Consider the following 12,465-nt stretch of genomic DNA (forward strand, 5'->3'; position numbering starts at 1 on the left):
AAATGCACGGCACCAGTACCGCCCCGACCCCCGCGACGGCGGGGTGGCAGGAGCCGTTAAAACAACGATTCTGCCAACGACCCGTGGAGGTCATCCCGGTGAGCGTGAACATCAAGCCGCTCGAGGACAAGATCGTCGTCCAGGCTTCCGAAGCTGAGACGACCACTGCCTCCGGCCTCGTGATCCCGGACACCGCGAAGGAGAAGCCCCAGGAGGGCAAGGTCCTCGCGGTCGGCCCCGGCCGCATCGACGACAAGGGCAACCGCGTCCCGCTGGACGTGGCTGTCGGCGACGTCGTCATCTACTCGAAGTACGGCGGCACCGAGGTCAAGTACAACGGCGAGGAGTACTTGATCCTCTCCGCTCGCGACGTGCTGGCCGTCGTCAACTAAGACGCTCGGCTGTCATGCCTGACGCCCCGGCGCCCCATCCGGGGCTTCCGGGGCGTTTCGCTACCAGAGAGGCTTTGAGTTAAATGCCCAAGCAGATCAGCTTCGACGAGGACGCTCGTCGGGCCCTCGAGCGCGGCGTGAACAAGCTCGCGGACACGGTCAAGGTCACCCTTGGCCCGCGCGGGCGCCACGTCGTCCTCGACAAGAAGTTCGGTGGCCCGACGGTCACCAACGACGGTGTCACCATCGCTCGCGAGATCGAGCTGGACGACCCGTTCGAGAACCTCGGCGCTCAGCTCGCCAAGTCGGTCGCCACCAAGACCAACGACGTCGCGGGTGACGGCACCACCACCGCCACCGTGCTGGCGCAGGCGCTGGTCAAGGAAGGCCTGCGCAACATCGCCGCGGGTGCGAACCCGACCGCGCTCGGCCGTGGCATCCAGGCCGCCTCCGACGCCGTCGTGGACGCGCTCAAGGCCAAGGCCACCCCGGTCAAGGGCCGCGAGAACATCGCGCAGGTCGGTACGGTCTCGTCGCGTGACGAGTCCATCGGCGCCCTGCTCGGCGAGGCCATCGAGCGCGTCGGCGAGGACGGTGTCATCACCGTCGAGGAGTCGTCCACGCTCGCGACCGAGCTCGTGATCACCGAGGGTGTGCAGTTCGACAAGGGTTACGTGTCGACGCACTTCTCGACCGACCTCGAGGCGCAGGAGGCCGTCTACGAAGACGTCCGCATCCTGCTGCACCGCGAGAAGATCTCGGCCCTGGCCGACGTCCTCCCGATCCTCGAGAAGGTCGCCGAGTCCGGCAAGCCGCTGCTGATCGTCGCCGAGGACGTCGAGGGCGAGGCCCTGTCCACGCTGGTGGTCAACGCGGTCCGCAAGACCCTGAAGGTCGTCGCCGTGAAGGCGCCGTTCTTCGGTGACCGCCGCAAGGCGTTCCTGGACGACCTCGCGGTCGTCACCGGCGGCGAGGTGATCTCCTCGGAGATCGGCCTCAAGCTGTCCGAGACCACGCTCGACCAGCTGGGCTCCGCCCGCCGCGTCGTCGTGACCAAGGACGACACCACGATCGTCGACGGTGGCGGCACCAAGGCCGACATCGCCGGCCGCGCGGAGCAGCTGCGCCGCGAGATCGAGGCCACGGATTCCGACTGGGACCGCGAGAAGCTGCAGGAGCGCCTCGCGAAGCTCTCCGGCGGCATCGCCGTGATCAAGGTCGGCGCCGCCACCGAGACCGAGCTCAAGGAGCGCAAGCACCGCATCGAGGACGCGGTCGCCGCTACCAAGGCCGCGGTCGAGGAGGGCATCGTCCCCGGCGGTGGCTCCGCTCTCGTGCACGGCGCCAAGGTGCTCGACGGCGGCCTCGGCCTGTCCGGTGACGAGGCCACGGGTGTCGCGCTCGTCGCGAAGGCCCTGTCCGCGCCGCTGTTCTGGATCGCCGCGAACGCCGGCCTCGAAGGCGCCGTCGTGGTGAACAAGGTCCGCGAGGGCGAGTGGGGCTTCGGCATCAACGCGGCCTCGCTGGAGTTCGGTGACCTGCTCGAGCAGGGCATCATCGACCCGGTCAAGGTCACGCGTTCCGCCGTGGCGAACGCCGCCTCCATCGCGCGCATGGTGCTCACGACCGAGAGCGCCATCGTCGAGAAGAAGGCGGACGAGCCCGCTTCCGCCGGTGGCCACGGCCACGGCCACGGCCACGGCCACTGAGTTTCCTGTCCCGCCTCCGGCGGGACGGCGAGCAGTGAGCAGTGAGCAGTGAGCAAAGAGGGTGGCACCTTTCCGGGTGCCACCCTCTTTGCCTTCAAAAGAGTCGCGAGTTCGCGTCGGTCGTCCGGTCACCCCTTCGGGTCAACCGCCGAAGGAGATTCGGGCCGAAGCGGTGGCCGGACGACCGACTTCCCGGCGAACTCGCCGCCGCGCCGGAGGCGCGGCCATCAAACAACAGCCAATTGCCGTTTTCGCGCCTTGATGATGTGGTCGCGCTCCGATTCCGAGAGCCCGCCCCAGATTCCGTACGGTTCCTGCACTGCCAGCGCGTGTTTGCGGCACATCTCCAGCACCGGGCAGGCGAGGCAGACAGCCTTGGCGCGAGCTTCCCGGCGTGATCTCGCCGGGCCCCGCTCGCCGTCGGGGTGGAAGAAGAACGCGCTGTCCATGCCCCGGCACGAACCGCGCATCTGCCAGTCCCACAGATCTGCGTTGGGACCGGGGAGCCTTCGGGTGTCCGCCATCGAGACCGCCTCCGTGACGACTGCTCCATTCGGCTTAACGATGATCCACCGTAGAACCGCGTCAAAACTTGTTCAAGAGGCTGAAGACCCTTATCAACTGATGGGTGACGGCACGCGTGTTCGATCACTCACCGCCCGGAGTTGCCGCCCGGATGAGGTGAACGGAACATGGCTCTCGTGATGACACCGCCGGAGCACACCTCTGCCGGGAGTCACACGAGTGAGCCCCTTCTCTCAGTGGCCGCGGTGGCCAGGCGACTCGGCGTGGCTCCCGCCACCCTCCGCACCTGGGACCGCCGCTACGGACTCGGCCCGACCGGCCACACCGTGGGCCGGCACCGGAAATACGGGCCACCCGACGTGGCTCGCCTCGAATTGATGCAACGCGCTCTTCTCCGTGGCGCGTCGTCCGCCGAGGCGGCGCGTTTCGCGCTCGACTCGAAATCGTCGATGACACACGGAGTGGTTCCCGTCGCACCATCGGGTGGACGTGGACTGAAAATGCCCGGAGCGTCTCGATTGGCGCGCGGACTGGGCCGCGCCGCGGTCGCGATGGACTCGATCGCGGTGCAGAGCATGCTCGCCGACTCGCTGGCCTCCGACGGCGTCGTCGCCACCTGGAACGAGGTGGTGCGCCCCGTCCTGACGGCCGTCGCCGCGCGCTGGCAGCTCTCCGGCGCCGGCGTCGAGGTCGAGCACCTGCTGAACGAGTGCGTGCTCGCGGCGTTCGTGCGCGCCACACCGCTCGTCACGGTCGGTCGCAACCATCGACCCGTGCTGCTGGCGTGCATGCCGGAGGAGAGGCACAACCTCCCGCTCTACCCGCTGGCAGCGGAACTGGCGCAGCGCGACATCGTCGTCCGGCAGCTGGGGGCGGCGTTGCCGATGGACGCCCTGGCCGCCGCCGTGCGCCGCACCGCACCCTCCGCGGTGGTGCTGTGGGCGCAGCTGCCGCGCTACGCCGATCCGGGGGTGATCTCCGCGCTGCCGCGGACCCGGCAGCAGGTGCGCGTGTTCGTGGGAGGGCCCGGCTGGCGCCGGGGCGTGGTGACGGCCCCGGCGGAACGCGTGGAGGACCTGGCCGCCGCGGTGGACGCGGTCGAGGCCGCCATCACCTGACCGCTCGACGCTGCACTCCTGCTGCGGTCGCGGCCGCCCGCCTCAGGGTTTCGCATCCCGCATCCCGCATCCCGCATCCCGCATCCCGCGGTCCGCACTCCAGGCCTCGCACCTGCAGCCCGCACTTCAGGGCCTCACGCTCTGCGGCCTGCGGCCCCCGCCTCGCACCCCGGCGGCCTGCGGCCCAGGCCATGCGTCCCGCAGCCACGCCTCAGGACTTCCACCCCGCACCCCGCACCTCATCCCGTGTCTTGCGGTCTCGGCCCTGCCTGAAACTCGCCTGGCCTCCGCGCTCTGCACTCCGCCTGGATCTTCGCGCCCGGAGCAACCCCACACTCCGCCCACTCCGGGCTGCTTGCCCGAAGCCGCCCGCCGCAGAACCCTCAGGGCACCGGGCGGCACACTCCCCACCGTGACTGAAGACGAGCTGCGCCGAGCCGCGTTCGGCGACTCACCCGACCTCGACGTCTGGCCCGCCCTGGCGGCGCCGAACGCCCGGACCAGGTGGCTCGCGGCCGTCGTCCTGGGCGGCCAGGGCCACTACGCGGCCGCCGCCACCGTGCTGGACGCGCTCCGTCACGACCCGGATCCGGTGATCGCGTCCCTGTCTCTCTCGACTCGCGCGTCGCACCATCGTCAGCTAGGGGCCCACCACCTCGCCCGTGCCCTCGACGGTGCGGCCCTCGCGCGCGTTCCGTCAACGGGCGGCAGCGACCCCGACGGGATCGACGCCTCGGGTGCCAGGACTGACGCTCTGCTCGGTCTCGCCGCCGATTCGCTCGGTGCTCAACGCCTGGACGAGGCCCGCGGGTTGCTCGCACGAGTTGAGACGCGCTCGTGGCGGAGTGAGGTCCGCAGGGGATGGGTATCCGCTGAGATCGAGCTGGCGGACGGCCGCGCGCATGCCGCCGTGGCACCCGCGGAGGCGGCGTACGGCGTAGCGACGAGCACAAAGGCGCTGCGGCACGAGCTCAAATCGGCACTCGTTCTGGGCACCTCGTTGGTCGTGTGGGGGACCCCCGACGGCCTGAACCGCGGAGTTGAACTAGTCGAGTGTGAGCTAAATCACAGCGCCAGGAAGGGGCTTCAGCCGTTGATCTGGCCGAGCGCTCTCGTCCTGGCGGGCCATGCCCCCACGGTGGGCGCAAGCGCCATCGACCGGGCGACGGAGGCTCTGAGCTGCGTGTTACGCAGAGCTGATCCCGTCAGCCGACAGGTCGCCCTTGATTCCCCCTGGGTGCCGACCGGGCTGCTCCGTTCCGGGGAACCCCCGAACGCAGACCCTCAGGCGAACTTCTTGACGGATTAAGCACCGGATCGTGTCAAGGTTGGGCCGCGAGCGTCCGATAGGGGAGATGGAACGTCACTCGGCTGCAGGAAAGGAGTCCCCGTGACCACGGTCCTTATTTGCGACGACCGGCGCAGTGTGCGGGAGGGTCTCACCCGCGTGATGTCGGCTGTCCCCGGGGTTAGCCGCATCGACTGCGTAGCGCACGGTGACGAGTTGTTGGCTCGCTTTTCAAGGCAGCCGGTCGACGTCGTCCTGGTGGGAACCCAGCGCGCCGTCCCGACCGGGGTTGAAGCAACCCGTCGGCTCGTCTCTGCGAATCCGCAGGCAAACGTCATCGTCTTCGGCGCACCCGACGACGCCGGGAGCATCGCCGCGGCGATCGCCGGCGGTGCCCGTGGCTACCTGAGGTGGGACGCGTCGCGTCCCGAGCTTGTGGCAGCCCTCGCGCACACGCTCGCCAGCACCTCGGTGCCGGCGCCTCGTCAGCCCTCCGACCCCGGCGTGCAGCTCACGGAGCGCGAGCTCCAGGTGCTGCGTGGCATGAGCCAGGGCAAGAGCAACGGCCAGATCGGCCGCGAGCTCTACCTGTCGGAGGACACGGTGAAGACGCACGCTCGTCGTCTCTTCCGCAAGCTCGGTGTTCGTGACCGCGCTCAGGCGGTCGCGCACGGCTTCCGGCGAGGCCTCGTCCAGTAAGTCGCTCTTGCCGCACCGGCCCCGCGTCCTCATATGCCGCATGTGGGGAAGCGGGGCCGGTGGCGTGAGACGGCTCACCCGTGCAAGTGGTGATCCTCGAGTCGCGCATTTAGCCCAGCCCGGTGACAATGTCGCCGGGCTGTCATCCGTTCGGGCGTGTCCACTGTTCACTCCAGGTGTCCATACCCCACCTATGAACAGAAGGCCCGAAGACCGGTACGGTGAAGCTGCTGCAACGGGTCGCTGTGAGTGACTCGTGCTGTTTCATGTCGGTACGCCAACAAGTAACACCAGGGCTGTTGTCTGCGATGACCAACTTGGGGGACGGACTGGACGCCGAAGTGGGCGCGGCCGTCGACGGCGACCGCCAGGCGATCGAACGCCTGCTGGCCTCCATTCGTCCTCTGGTGGTGCGGTACTGCCGCGCCAGAGTTGGCAGGCAGGAGCGAAGCTTCGCTTCGGCGGACGATGTGGCCCAGGAGGTGTGTCTCGCGGTGCTCACGGCATTGCCCAGCTACCGCGATCAGGGTCGGCCCTTCCTCGCGTTCGTCTACGGGATCGCGGCACACAAGGTCGCCGATGCACATCGATCCGCCGCCAGGAACCGCTCCGAGCCCGTTCCCGAAGTTCCCGACGCGCCGGAGACCGAAGCTGGTCCGGAGCAGCGGGCCATGCAGGGAGAACTCTCCGACCGGATGGCCGTGTTGCTGCGCGTTCTGCCGGAGAAGCAGCGGGAGATCCTGTTGTTGAGGGTGGTGGTCGGACTCTCCGCCGAGGAAACTGCCGAGGCGGTCGGTTCGACGCCGGGTGCGGTCCGGGTGGCGCAACACCGCGCGCTGGCTCGGCTCCGCAAGTCGCTGGCAGCGGAGGAGGTGGTCTGAGTGGCCGACGAACACGGAAAGGACGACGAGCAAGTGCGCGGACAGGACGATAGAGCCCCGCACGAACCCGTCGCTGATGATCTTTCGGCTGTACAGGCCGATGACAGGCTGCTGGACGCGCTGGGGTCTGCGACTCCGGGTGCGGCCGGCTCCCTGGGCGACGACGACTTGAACGCGTTGCTGCTCGCGTGGCGCAACGAGGTGGAGACGGAGCCGTTCGGCGAGCTCGTCGACACCGACACCGCCATCGCCACGATCCAAGCTGCACGTCCGCAGCCGGTGAGCAGGCACCGCTTCCTGATCCCGCTGGCGAGTGCCGCGGCGGTCCTGGCCATCGCCTTCACCGGCGTGAGCCTCGTCGCCCGCGACGCCCAGCCCGGCGACGCGCTGTGGGGTCTCACGCGAGTGCTCTACTCCGAGCACGCGAAGTCGATCGAAGCCGCGGCCATCATCAGCGGTGACCTCGACGCGGCGCGGCTCGCGTTGCGCGAGGGCAAGGTCGACGAGGCGCGCGAGAAGCTGAACAAGATCGGCGCCACCCTCGACTCGGTGTCCACGGACGACGGCAAGCAACAGCTCGAGGAGAAGCACAAGGAGCTCGAGAAGGAGCTCGACACCAACACCTCGACCGCGCCGCCCACCTCGACGCCTCCGCCAGCGACCCAGCCGAGCCAGTCCACGCAGCCGTCGACCACGCCGTCGACGCCGTCGGTCGAGCCGTCGACCACCCAGCCGTCCACGCCGCCGTCGTCGGAGACGCCCCCGCCGCCGACGTCGAACGGTGAGAACCCGCCGCCTCCGCCCCCGCCGGATCCCGGCGCGGAGAACCCGGGGTCGACCGGGACGAACGGTCAGTCCACCGGGCAGTCGGTCGAGAGCACCGGCACCAACTGAGACGCAGTGTGAACGGCCCCTGATCCTTCGAGGTCAGGGGCCGTTCACATGCTCAGGCGTTCACACGTCGGGTGGAATGTGACCGGAGTGCGTCCGACCTCACACCGCGACGCGAGGGTCAGCGGGCCGACTCGGTGGCCGTCACGCCGTCCGCGTACCCGCGGCAGTACTCCCAGCTCACGTAGGCGCCGGGGTTCGGGTCGAAGGCCGGCTCGTGCGGGCGCATGCGGCCGTCGGCGAGCAGCTGCTCCAGTGAGGCTCGCAACAGTGCCCAGTCGTGGTAGTGCGGTTCTTGGCACTCGCCGCAGTCCACGACGATGCCCCGGACGCCTCTGTGTTCGAGCAGCGCTTGGTACACGGCGAGGTCAGCCAGGTCGCTTACCAGCTCTGTTCGCTCGTCTTCGTCCATCGGGGGATGGTCGTGGTCGGGCTCGCCCAGGGAGAGCGCGGGGTCTTCTGGGTCGCCTTCGAAGGGGTCTGGTGGCAACGCGTCGTGCGGCACGACCCCGCACGGTACCCGCCGTACCCCCGGGGGCGTCCAGATACCATGGGTCGCACCGCCTCCGCCTGCGGAAACTGGACACGCAGGACCTCAAAAGGGCAGGCAGAGCGCAGACCGCACGACGGAAGGCATGTCACCCGCTATGACCAGCGAGCTCAACGCTGATGGAGTCCCGAGCAAGTTCGCCATGCTGGGACTGACCTTCGACGACGTGCTCCTGCTGCCTGCCGAGTCGGACGTCGTCCCGAGTGGCGTCGACACGAGCACCAGGATCTCGCGCAACATCACCCTGAAGATTCCGCTGGCCAGCGCCGCGATGGACACGGTCACCGAGGGCCGGATGGCCATCTCGATGGCGCGTCAGGGCGGCATCGGTGTGCTGCACCGCAACCTGAGCATCGAGGACCAGGCCCGCCAGGCCGAGACCGTCAAGCGGTCCGAGGCCGGCATGGTCACCGACCCGGTCACGTGTTCGCCCGAGGCCACGCTGGCCGAGGTGGACGCGCTGTGCGCCCGCTACCGCATCTCCGGCGTTCCGGTGACCGACGAGAACAACAAGCTCGTCGGCATCATCACGAACCGCGACATGCGCTTCGAGCTCGACCACTCCAAGCGGGTGGTCGAGGTCATGACCAAGGGTCCGCTGGTCACGGCCCAGGTCGGTGTGTCCGCGGAGGCCGCGCTCGGCCTGCTGCGCCGCCACAAGGTCGAGAAGCTGCCCATCGTCGACGGTGACGGCAAGCTCAAGGGCCTGATCACGGTCAAGGACTTCGTCAAGACCGAGCAGTACCCGATGGCCACCAAGGACCCGGACGGCCGCCTGCTGTGCGCCGCCGCCGTCGGCGTGGGCGAGGACTCGTTCATCCGCGCGATGACGCTCGCCGAGGCTGGTGTCGACGTGCTCATGGTCGACACGGCGCACGGTCACTCGCGCGGCGTGCTGGAGATGGTCGCCCGCATCAAGAAGGAGCTCGGCGACTCGGCGGACGTCGTCGGCGGCAACGTCGCCACGCGCGCCGGCGCCCAGGCCCTGGTCGACGCGGGTGCGGACGGCGTGAAGGTCGGTGTCGGCCCCGGCTCGATCTGCACCACGCGCGTCGTCGCCGGCGTCGGCGTGCCGCAGATCTCCGCGATCTACGAGGCTTCCCTGGCCTGCAACCCGGCCGGCGTGCCGGTGATCGGCGACGGCGGCATCCAGTACTCCGGCGACATCGCCAAGGCCATCGCGGCCGGCGCGTCCGCCGTGATGCTGGGCTCGTTGCTCGCGGGCACCCAGGAGGCGCCCGGCGACCTGATCCTGGTCAACGGCAAGCAGTTCAAGACCTACCGCGGCATGGGCTCGCTCGCCGCCATGCAGTCCCGCGGCGAGAACAAGTCGTTCTCGAAGGACCGCTACTTCCAGGACGACGTGCTCAACGAGGACAAGCTCGTTCCCGAGGGCATCGAGGGCCGCACGCCGTTCCGCGGTCCGCTGTCGCAGGTCGTGCACCAGCTCAACGGCGGTCTGCGCGCGGCGATGGGCTACACGGGCTCCCACACGATCGCCGAGCTCCAGCAGCAGCAGCTCGTGCGCATCACCGCGGCGGGCCTGAAGGAAAGCCACCCGCACGACATCACGATGACCGTCGAGGCCCCGAACTACACCACCCGTTAGGGTATTCGGGCTGCTAGACGCCCGTTCTTAGTGCTCTGGAGAGGAACCACAGGTGCGCGATCTGGTCGAGATCGGCATGGGCCGGACCGCGAGGCGGGCCTACGAGCTGGACGACATCGAGATCATCCCGTCGCGGCGGACGAGGTCGTCGAAGGACGTCTCCACGACGTGGCAGATCGATGCCTACCGCTTCGACATCCCGCTGATCACCCACCCCACCGACGCGATCGTGTCGCCGGGCACGGCAGTCGCGGTCGGCGAGCTCGGTGGCCTCGGCGTGCTCAACGCCGAGGGCCTCTGGGCACGGCACAGCGACGTGGACGAGGCGTTGTTCCGCCTGGTCCAGGCGACCGAGGACAGCGAGGACCCGGCCGCCGCGGTGAAGGTGCTGCAGGAGCTGCACGCCGCCCCGCTGCGGATGGACCTGATCGCCCTCGCGGTCAAGCAGATCCGCGACTCGGGCGTCACCGTCGCGGTCCGCGTCAGCCCGCAGCGCGCCGCCGAGCTCACGCCGGACCTGCTGGCCGCGGGCGTCGAGATCCTGGTCGTGCAGGGCACGATCATCTCGGCCGAGCACGTGAGCCGCGGTGGTGAGCCGCTGAACCTGAAGTCGTTCATCGCGGACCTCGACATCCCGGTGATCGCCGGCGGTGTCGGCGACTACCGCACCGCCATGCACCTCATGCGCACCGGCGCGGCGGGCGTGATCGTCGGCTACGGCTACACGCCCGGCGTCACGACCACCGACTCGGTGCTGGGCATCGGCGTGCCGATGGCCACCGCGATCGCCGACGCCGCGGCCGCGCGCCGCGACTACCTCGACGAGACCGGCGGCCGCTACGTGCACGTCATCGCCGACGGCGGCGTCACGACCTCGGGCGACGTGGCGAAGTCCATCGCCTGCGGTGCCGACGCCGTGATGCTCGGCGAGCCGCTGGCCGCCGCGACCGAGGCACCGGGCCAGGGCCTGTACTGGACGGCGGCGTCCGCGCACCCGTCCGTGCCGCGCAGCCTCGTCGCCGACGCGGTGGACCAGGAGCTCGACCTGCGCCAGCTGCTGTTCGGCCCGTCCGCCGACCCGCGCGGCGTGACGAACCTGTTCGGTGCCCTGAAGCGGGCGATGGCCAAGACCGGCTACTCCGACCTCAAGGAGTTCCAGAAGGTCGGCCTGACGATCCGCGGCTGAACCCGATCGACGTGAAGGGGCGCGTTCCTGCGGGGACGCGCCCCTCTGCTTTGCTGGCGGCGTGCCGCTCGTCGAGATCAACTACGCGCCCCACGTCCCCCACGCAGTGCTGAAGGACCTCGCGGCGATGCTCCCGCACGCCGTGTCCGTAGCGGTGGAATGCCCGGAAGAGCCCTACGACGGAGACCTCCAGCCAGGTGACGTCGACCTGCGCTTCCGGCAGCGCGACCCGCTCGACTCCACCGGCATGGACATCGTTGTCGAGGTCCGCTCGAAGTACTTCGAGAGCCGCGCCGCCAACCGCCAGGACCGGGTCGACGGCCTGTGCGCCGCCATCGCCGAAGCCACAGGCCTTGCTGACGTGGGCGTTTACCTGAGCCTGCCGATCGCCGCATGGGCCCAAACCTGATCTTGCAACCAGAGGCCTGTCCCGTGCGTCCTTGTGAGCGTGGAACTGGATGCCTTGTTCGGCGACGGCAAGAACAGTGATGTGGACACGATCGACCCGGACGCCGAGGTCCAAGAGTTCGAGATCGAGGAAGCGCCCGAGGAGGACGGCGAGGGCGTCGGCGGCATCGGCTGGAAGATGCTGACCCTGTTCGTCTGCGGCGGGCTGGTGATCACCGCGCTGGCCGTGGCCTTCACGGTCTGGGTCATCGAGGGTCTGGTGCTCTGAGTCGACGGGTGCGCCTGCCCGCGCACCCTCGACCATCTGCTCATTTTTTCTGTACAGTTCTGCGCATGACCGCAATGCACGAGGCTCGCGAGCTGACCGTCACGGAGGCCGCGAAACGTGGCGTCGCCGGGCTGGTCGCCGATGCGGAGCAGGGTGGTCCGGTGGTCGTCACGCGTCACAGCCGGCCGGTGGCCGCTGTTGTCCCGATGAGTCGCCTGGCTGAGATCGACGAAGCGGCAGCGGACCTGAGGGACCTGGCGCTCGTGCTCTCGCGGTCGGCCGTCGACTCTGGCCGGCGCACGTCCTTCGACGACGTGCTGGCGGCGTTCGGGCACACCCGTGAGTCGTTGGCGGCGGTGGAGGACGACGACTCGCTCGATGGCTGAGGTTCTGTTCACCGACGCGGCCGTCGACGACCTGCGTCGCCTGGGGCCGGACGTCGTGCCCAGGGTGCTCAAGAAGATCCAGATCTTGTTCGACGATCCGGAGGCCGGGCATCCGCTCGGTGGCGAGCTGACCGGATTTCGCAAGTTGGTGGTGGGGCGCAACCACTGGCGGATCGTCTACCGGATCACCGCCGGTGGTTCCGTCGAAGTGTGCGAAGTCTGGTGCGTGGGTGTGCGCTCGGACGCCGAGGTCTACGCCGAGGCGTCGGCGAGAGTCGCGTCGATGGCTGACGAGGACTCCACGCTGGCCAGGCTGGCCGATGTCATCGGAAGGCTCGGCCGCCTCGCGGCCGACGTGGTCGTGGAAGAGGTCCCGCCACGCGAACCGGTGCCCGACTGGCTGGCGCAGCGTCTCGTGCACACGGCCGGGATGCCTCCGGTGCAGGTCGCGGCCTTGAGCCTGGAGCAGGCAGTCGACCTCTGGGCCGATTTCATGAGCACGCCTCGCCCGTCTGAACCGATAGGGGACTAGGCGTTACCGGAAGTAACGCCTAC

General features: G+C 69.2%; 15 protein-coding genes. 13 read left to right on the plus strand and 2 right to left on the minus strand.

Annotated elements, in window-relative coordinates:
- Window positions 1–98 precede the first annotated feature (98 nt).
- Entirely contained in the window at window positions 99–392 is a 294-nt protein-coding gene (gene groES, locus ORI60_RS43305; protein WP_030478362.1) for a co-chaperone GroES, read from the plus strand.
- A gap of 83 nt (window positions 393–475) precedes the next feature.
- Window positions 476–2,101, plus strand: coding sequence for a chaperonin GroEL (gene groL, locus ORI60_RS43310; RefSeq protein WP_266043820.1), 1,626 nt, complete (start codon window positions 476–478; stop codon window positions 2,099–2,101).
- Between the two features lie 227 nt (window positions 2,102–2,328).
- Here the strand turns inward: groL and ORI60_RS43315 are convergent, their stop codons facing one another.
- Window positions 2,329–2,625 carry a WhiB family transcriptional regulator gene (locus ORI60_RS43315; protein WP_084400893.1) on the minus strand — a complete coding sequence of 99 codons (297 nt, stop codon included), beginning with the start codon at window positions 2,623–2,625 and terminating at the stop codon, window positions 2,329–2,331.
- 180 nt (window positions 2,626–2,805) lie between these two features.
- Between ORI60_RS43315 and ORI60_RS43320 the strand changes: the two genes are divergently transcribed.
- From ORI60_RS43320 to ORI60_RS43340, 5 genes are all read left to right on the plus strand, one after another.
- On the plus strand, window positions 2,806–3,744 hold the full coding sequence (locus ORI60_RS43320; RefSeq protein ID WP_266043849.1) for a MerR family transcriptional regulator: 939 nt from the start codon (window positions 2,806–2,808) through the stop codon (window positions 3,742–3,744).
- A gap of 412 nt (window positions 3,745–4,156) precedes the next feature.
- Window positions 4,157–5,053, plus strand: a complete 897-nt coding sequence (locus ORI60_RS43325) for a hypothetical protein (RefSeq protein ID WP_266043821.1) — start codon at window positions 4,157–4,159, stop codon at window positions 5,051–5,053.
- 81 nt (window positions 5,054–5,134) lie between these two features.
- The gene (locus tag ORI60_RS43330; protein WP_030471988.1) at window positions 5,135–5,731 is read left to right on the plus strand and encodes a response regulator transcription factor; all 597 of its coding nucleotides are present in this window, start codon (window positions 5,135–5,137) and stop codon (window positions 5,729–5,731) included.
- Window positions 5,732–6,039: 308 nt separating this feature from the next.
- The gene (locus tag ORI60_RS43335) at window positions 6,040–6,612 is read left to right on the plus strand and encodes a sigma-70 family RNA polymerase sigma factor (RefSeq protein WP_030471987.1); all 573 of its coding nucleotides are present in this window, start codon (window positions 6,040–6,042) and stop codon (window positions 6,610–6,612) included.
- Between the two features lie 33 nt (window positions 6,613–6,645).
- The gene (locus tag ORI60_RS43340) at window positions 6,646–7,506 is read left to right on the plus strand and encodes an anti-sigma-D factor RsdA (RefSeq protein WP_266043850.1); all 861 of its coding nucleotides are present in this window, start codon (window positions 6,646–6,648) and stop codon (window positions 7,504–7,506) included.
- 118 nt (window positions 7,507–7,624) lie between these two features.
- On the opposite strand, the gene ORI60_RS43345 is transcribed toward ORI60_RS43340, so the two are convergent.
- The gene (locus tag ORI60_RS43345) at window positions 7,625–8,008 is read right to left on the minus strand and encodes a DUF5319 domain-containing protein (protein WP_245982735.1); all 384 of its coding nucleotides are present in this window, start codon (window positions 8,006–8,008) and stop codon (window positions 7,625–7,627) included.
- A 142-nt stretch (window positions 8,009–8,150) separates the two neighbouring features.
- Between ORI60_RS43345 and guaB the strand changes: the two genes are divergently transcribed.
- From guaB to ORI60_RS43375, 6 genes are all read left to right on the plus strand, one after another.
- Entirely contained in the window at window positions 8,151–9,662 is a 1,512-nt protein-coding gene (gene guaB, locus ORI60_RS43350; protein WP_266043822.1) for an IMP dehydrogenase, read from the plus strand.
- Between the two features lie 52 nt (window positions 9,663–9,714).
- On the plus strand, window positions 9,715–10,848 hold the full coding sequence (locus tag ORI60_RS43355) for a GuaB3 family IMP dehydrogenase-related protein (RefSeq protein WP_266043823.1): 1,134 nt from the start codon (window positions 9,715–9,717) through the stop codon (window positions 10,846–10,848).
- Window positions 10,849–10,909: 61 nt separating this feature from the next.
- Window positions 10,910–11,257, plus strand: a complete 348-nt coding sequence (locus ORI60_RS43360; protein WP_266043824.1) for a hypothetical protein — start codon at window positions 10,910–10,912, stop codon at window positions 11,255–11,257.
- A 39-nt stretch (window positions 11,258–11,296) separates the two neighbouring features.
- Entirely contained in the window at window positions 11,297–11,524 is a 228-nt protein-coding gene (locus ORI60_RS43365; RefSeq protein WP_266043825.1) for a hypothetical protein, read from the plus strand.
- 65 nt (window positions 11,525–11,589) lie between these two features.
- Window positions 11,590–11,910, plus strand: a complete 321-nt coding sequence (locus tag ORI60_RS43370; RefSeq protein WP_266043826.1) for a type II toxin-antitoxin system Phd/YefM family antitoxin — start codon at window positions 11,590–11,592, stop codon at window positions 11,908–11,910.
- A complete protein-coding gene (locus ORI60_RS43375) occupies window positions 11,903–12,442 on the plus strand; it encodes a type II toxin-antitoxin system RelE family toxin (protein WP_266043827.1) in 540 nt (179 codons plus the stop codon). The genes ORI60_RS43370 and ORI60_RS43375 overlap by 8 nt, the downstream gene beginning before the upstream one ends.
- The last annotated feature ends 23 nt before the right edge of the window (window positions 12,443–12,465 follow it).

Source organism: Lentzea sp. NEAU-D7 (assembly GCF_026242055.1).
Lineage (GTDB): Bacteria > Actinomycetota > Actinomycetes > Mycobacteriales > Pseudonocardiaceae > Lentzea.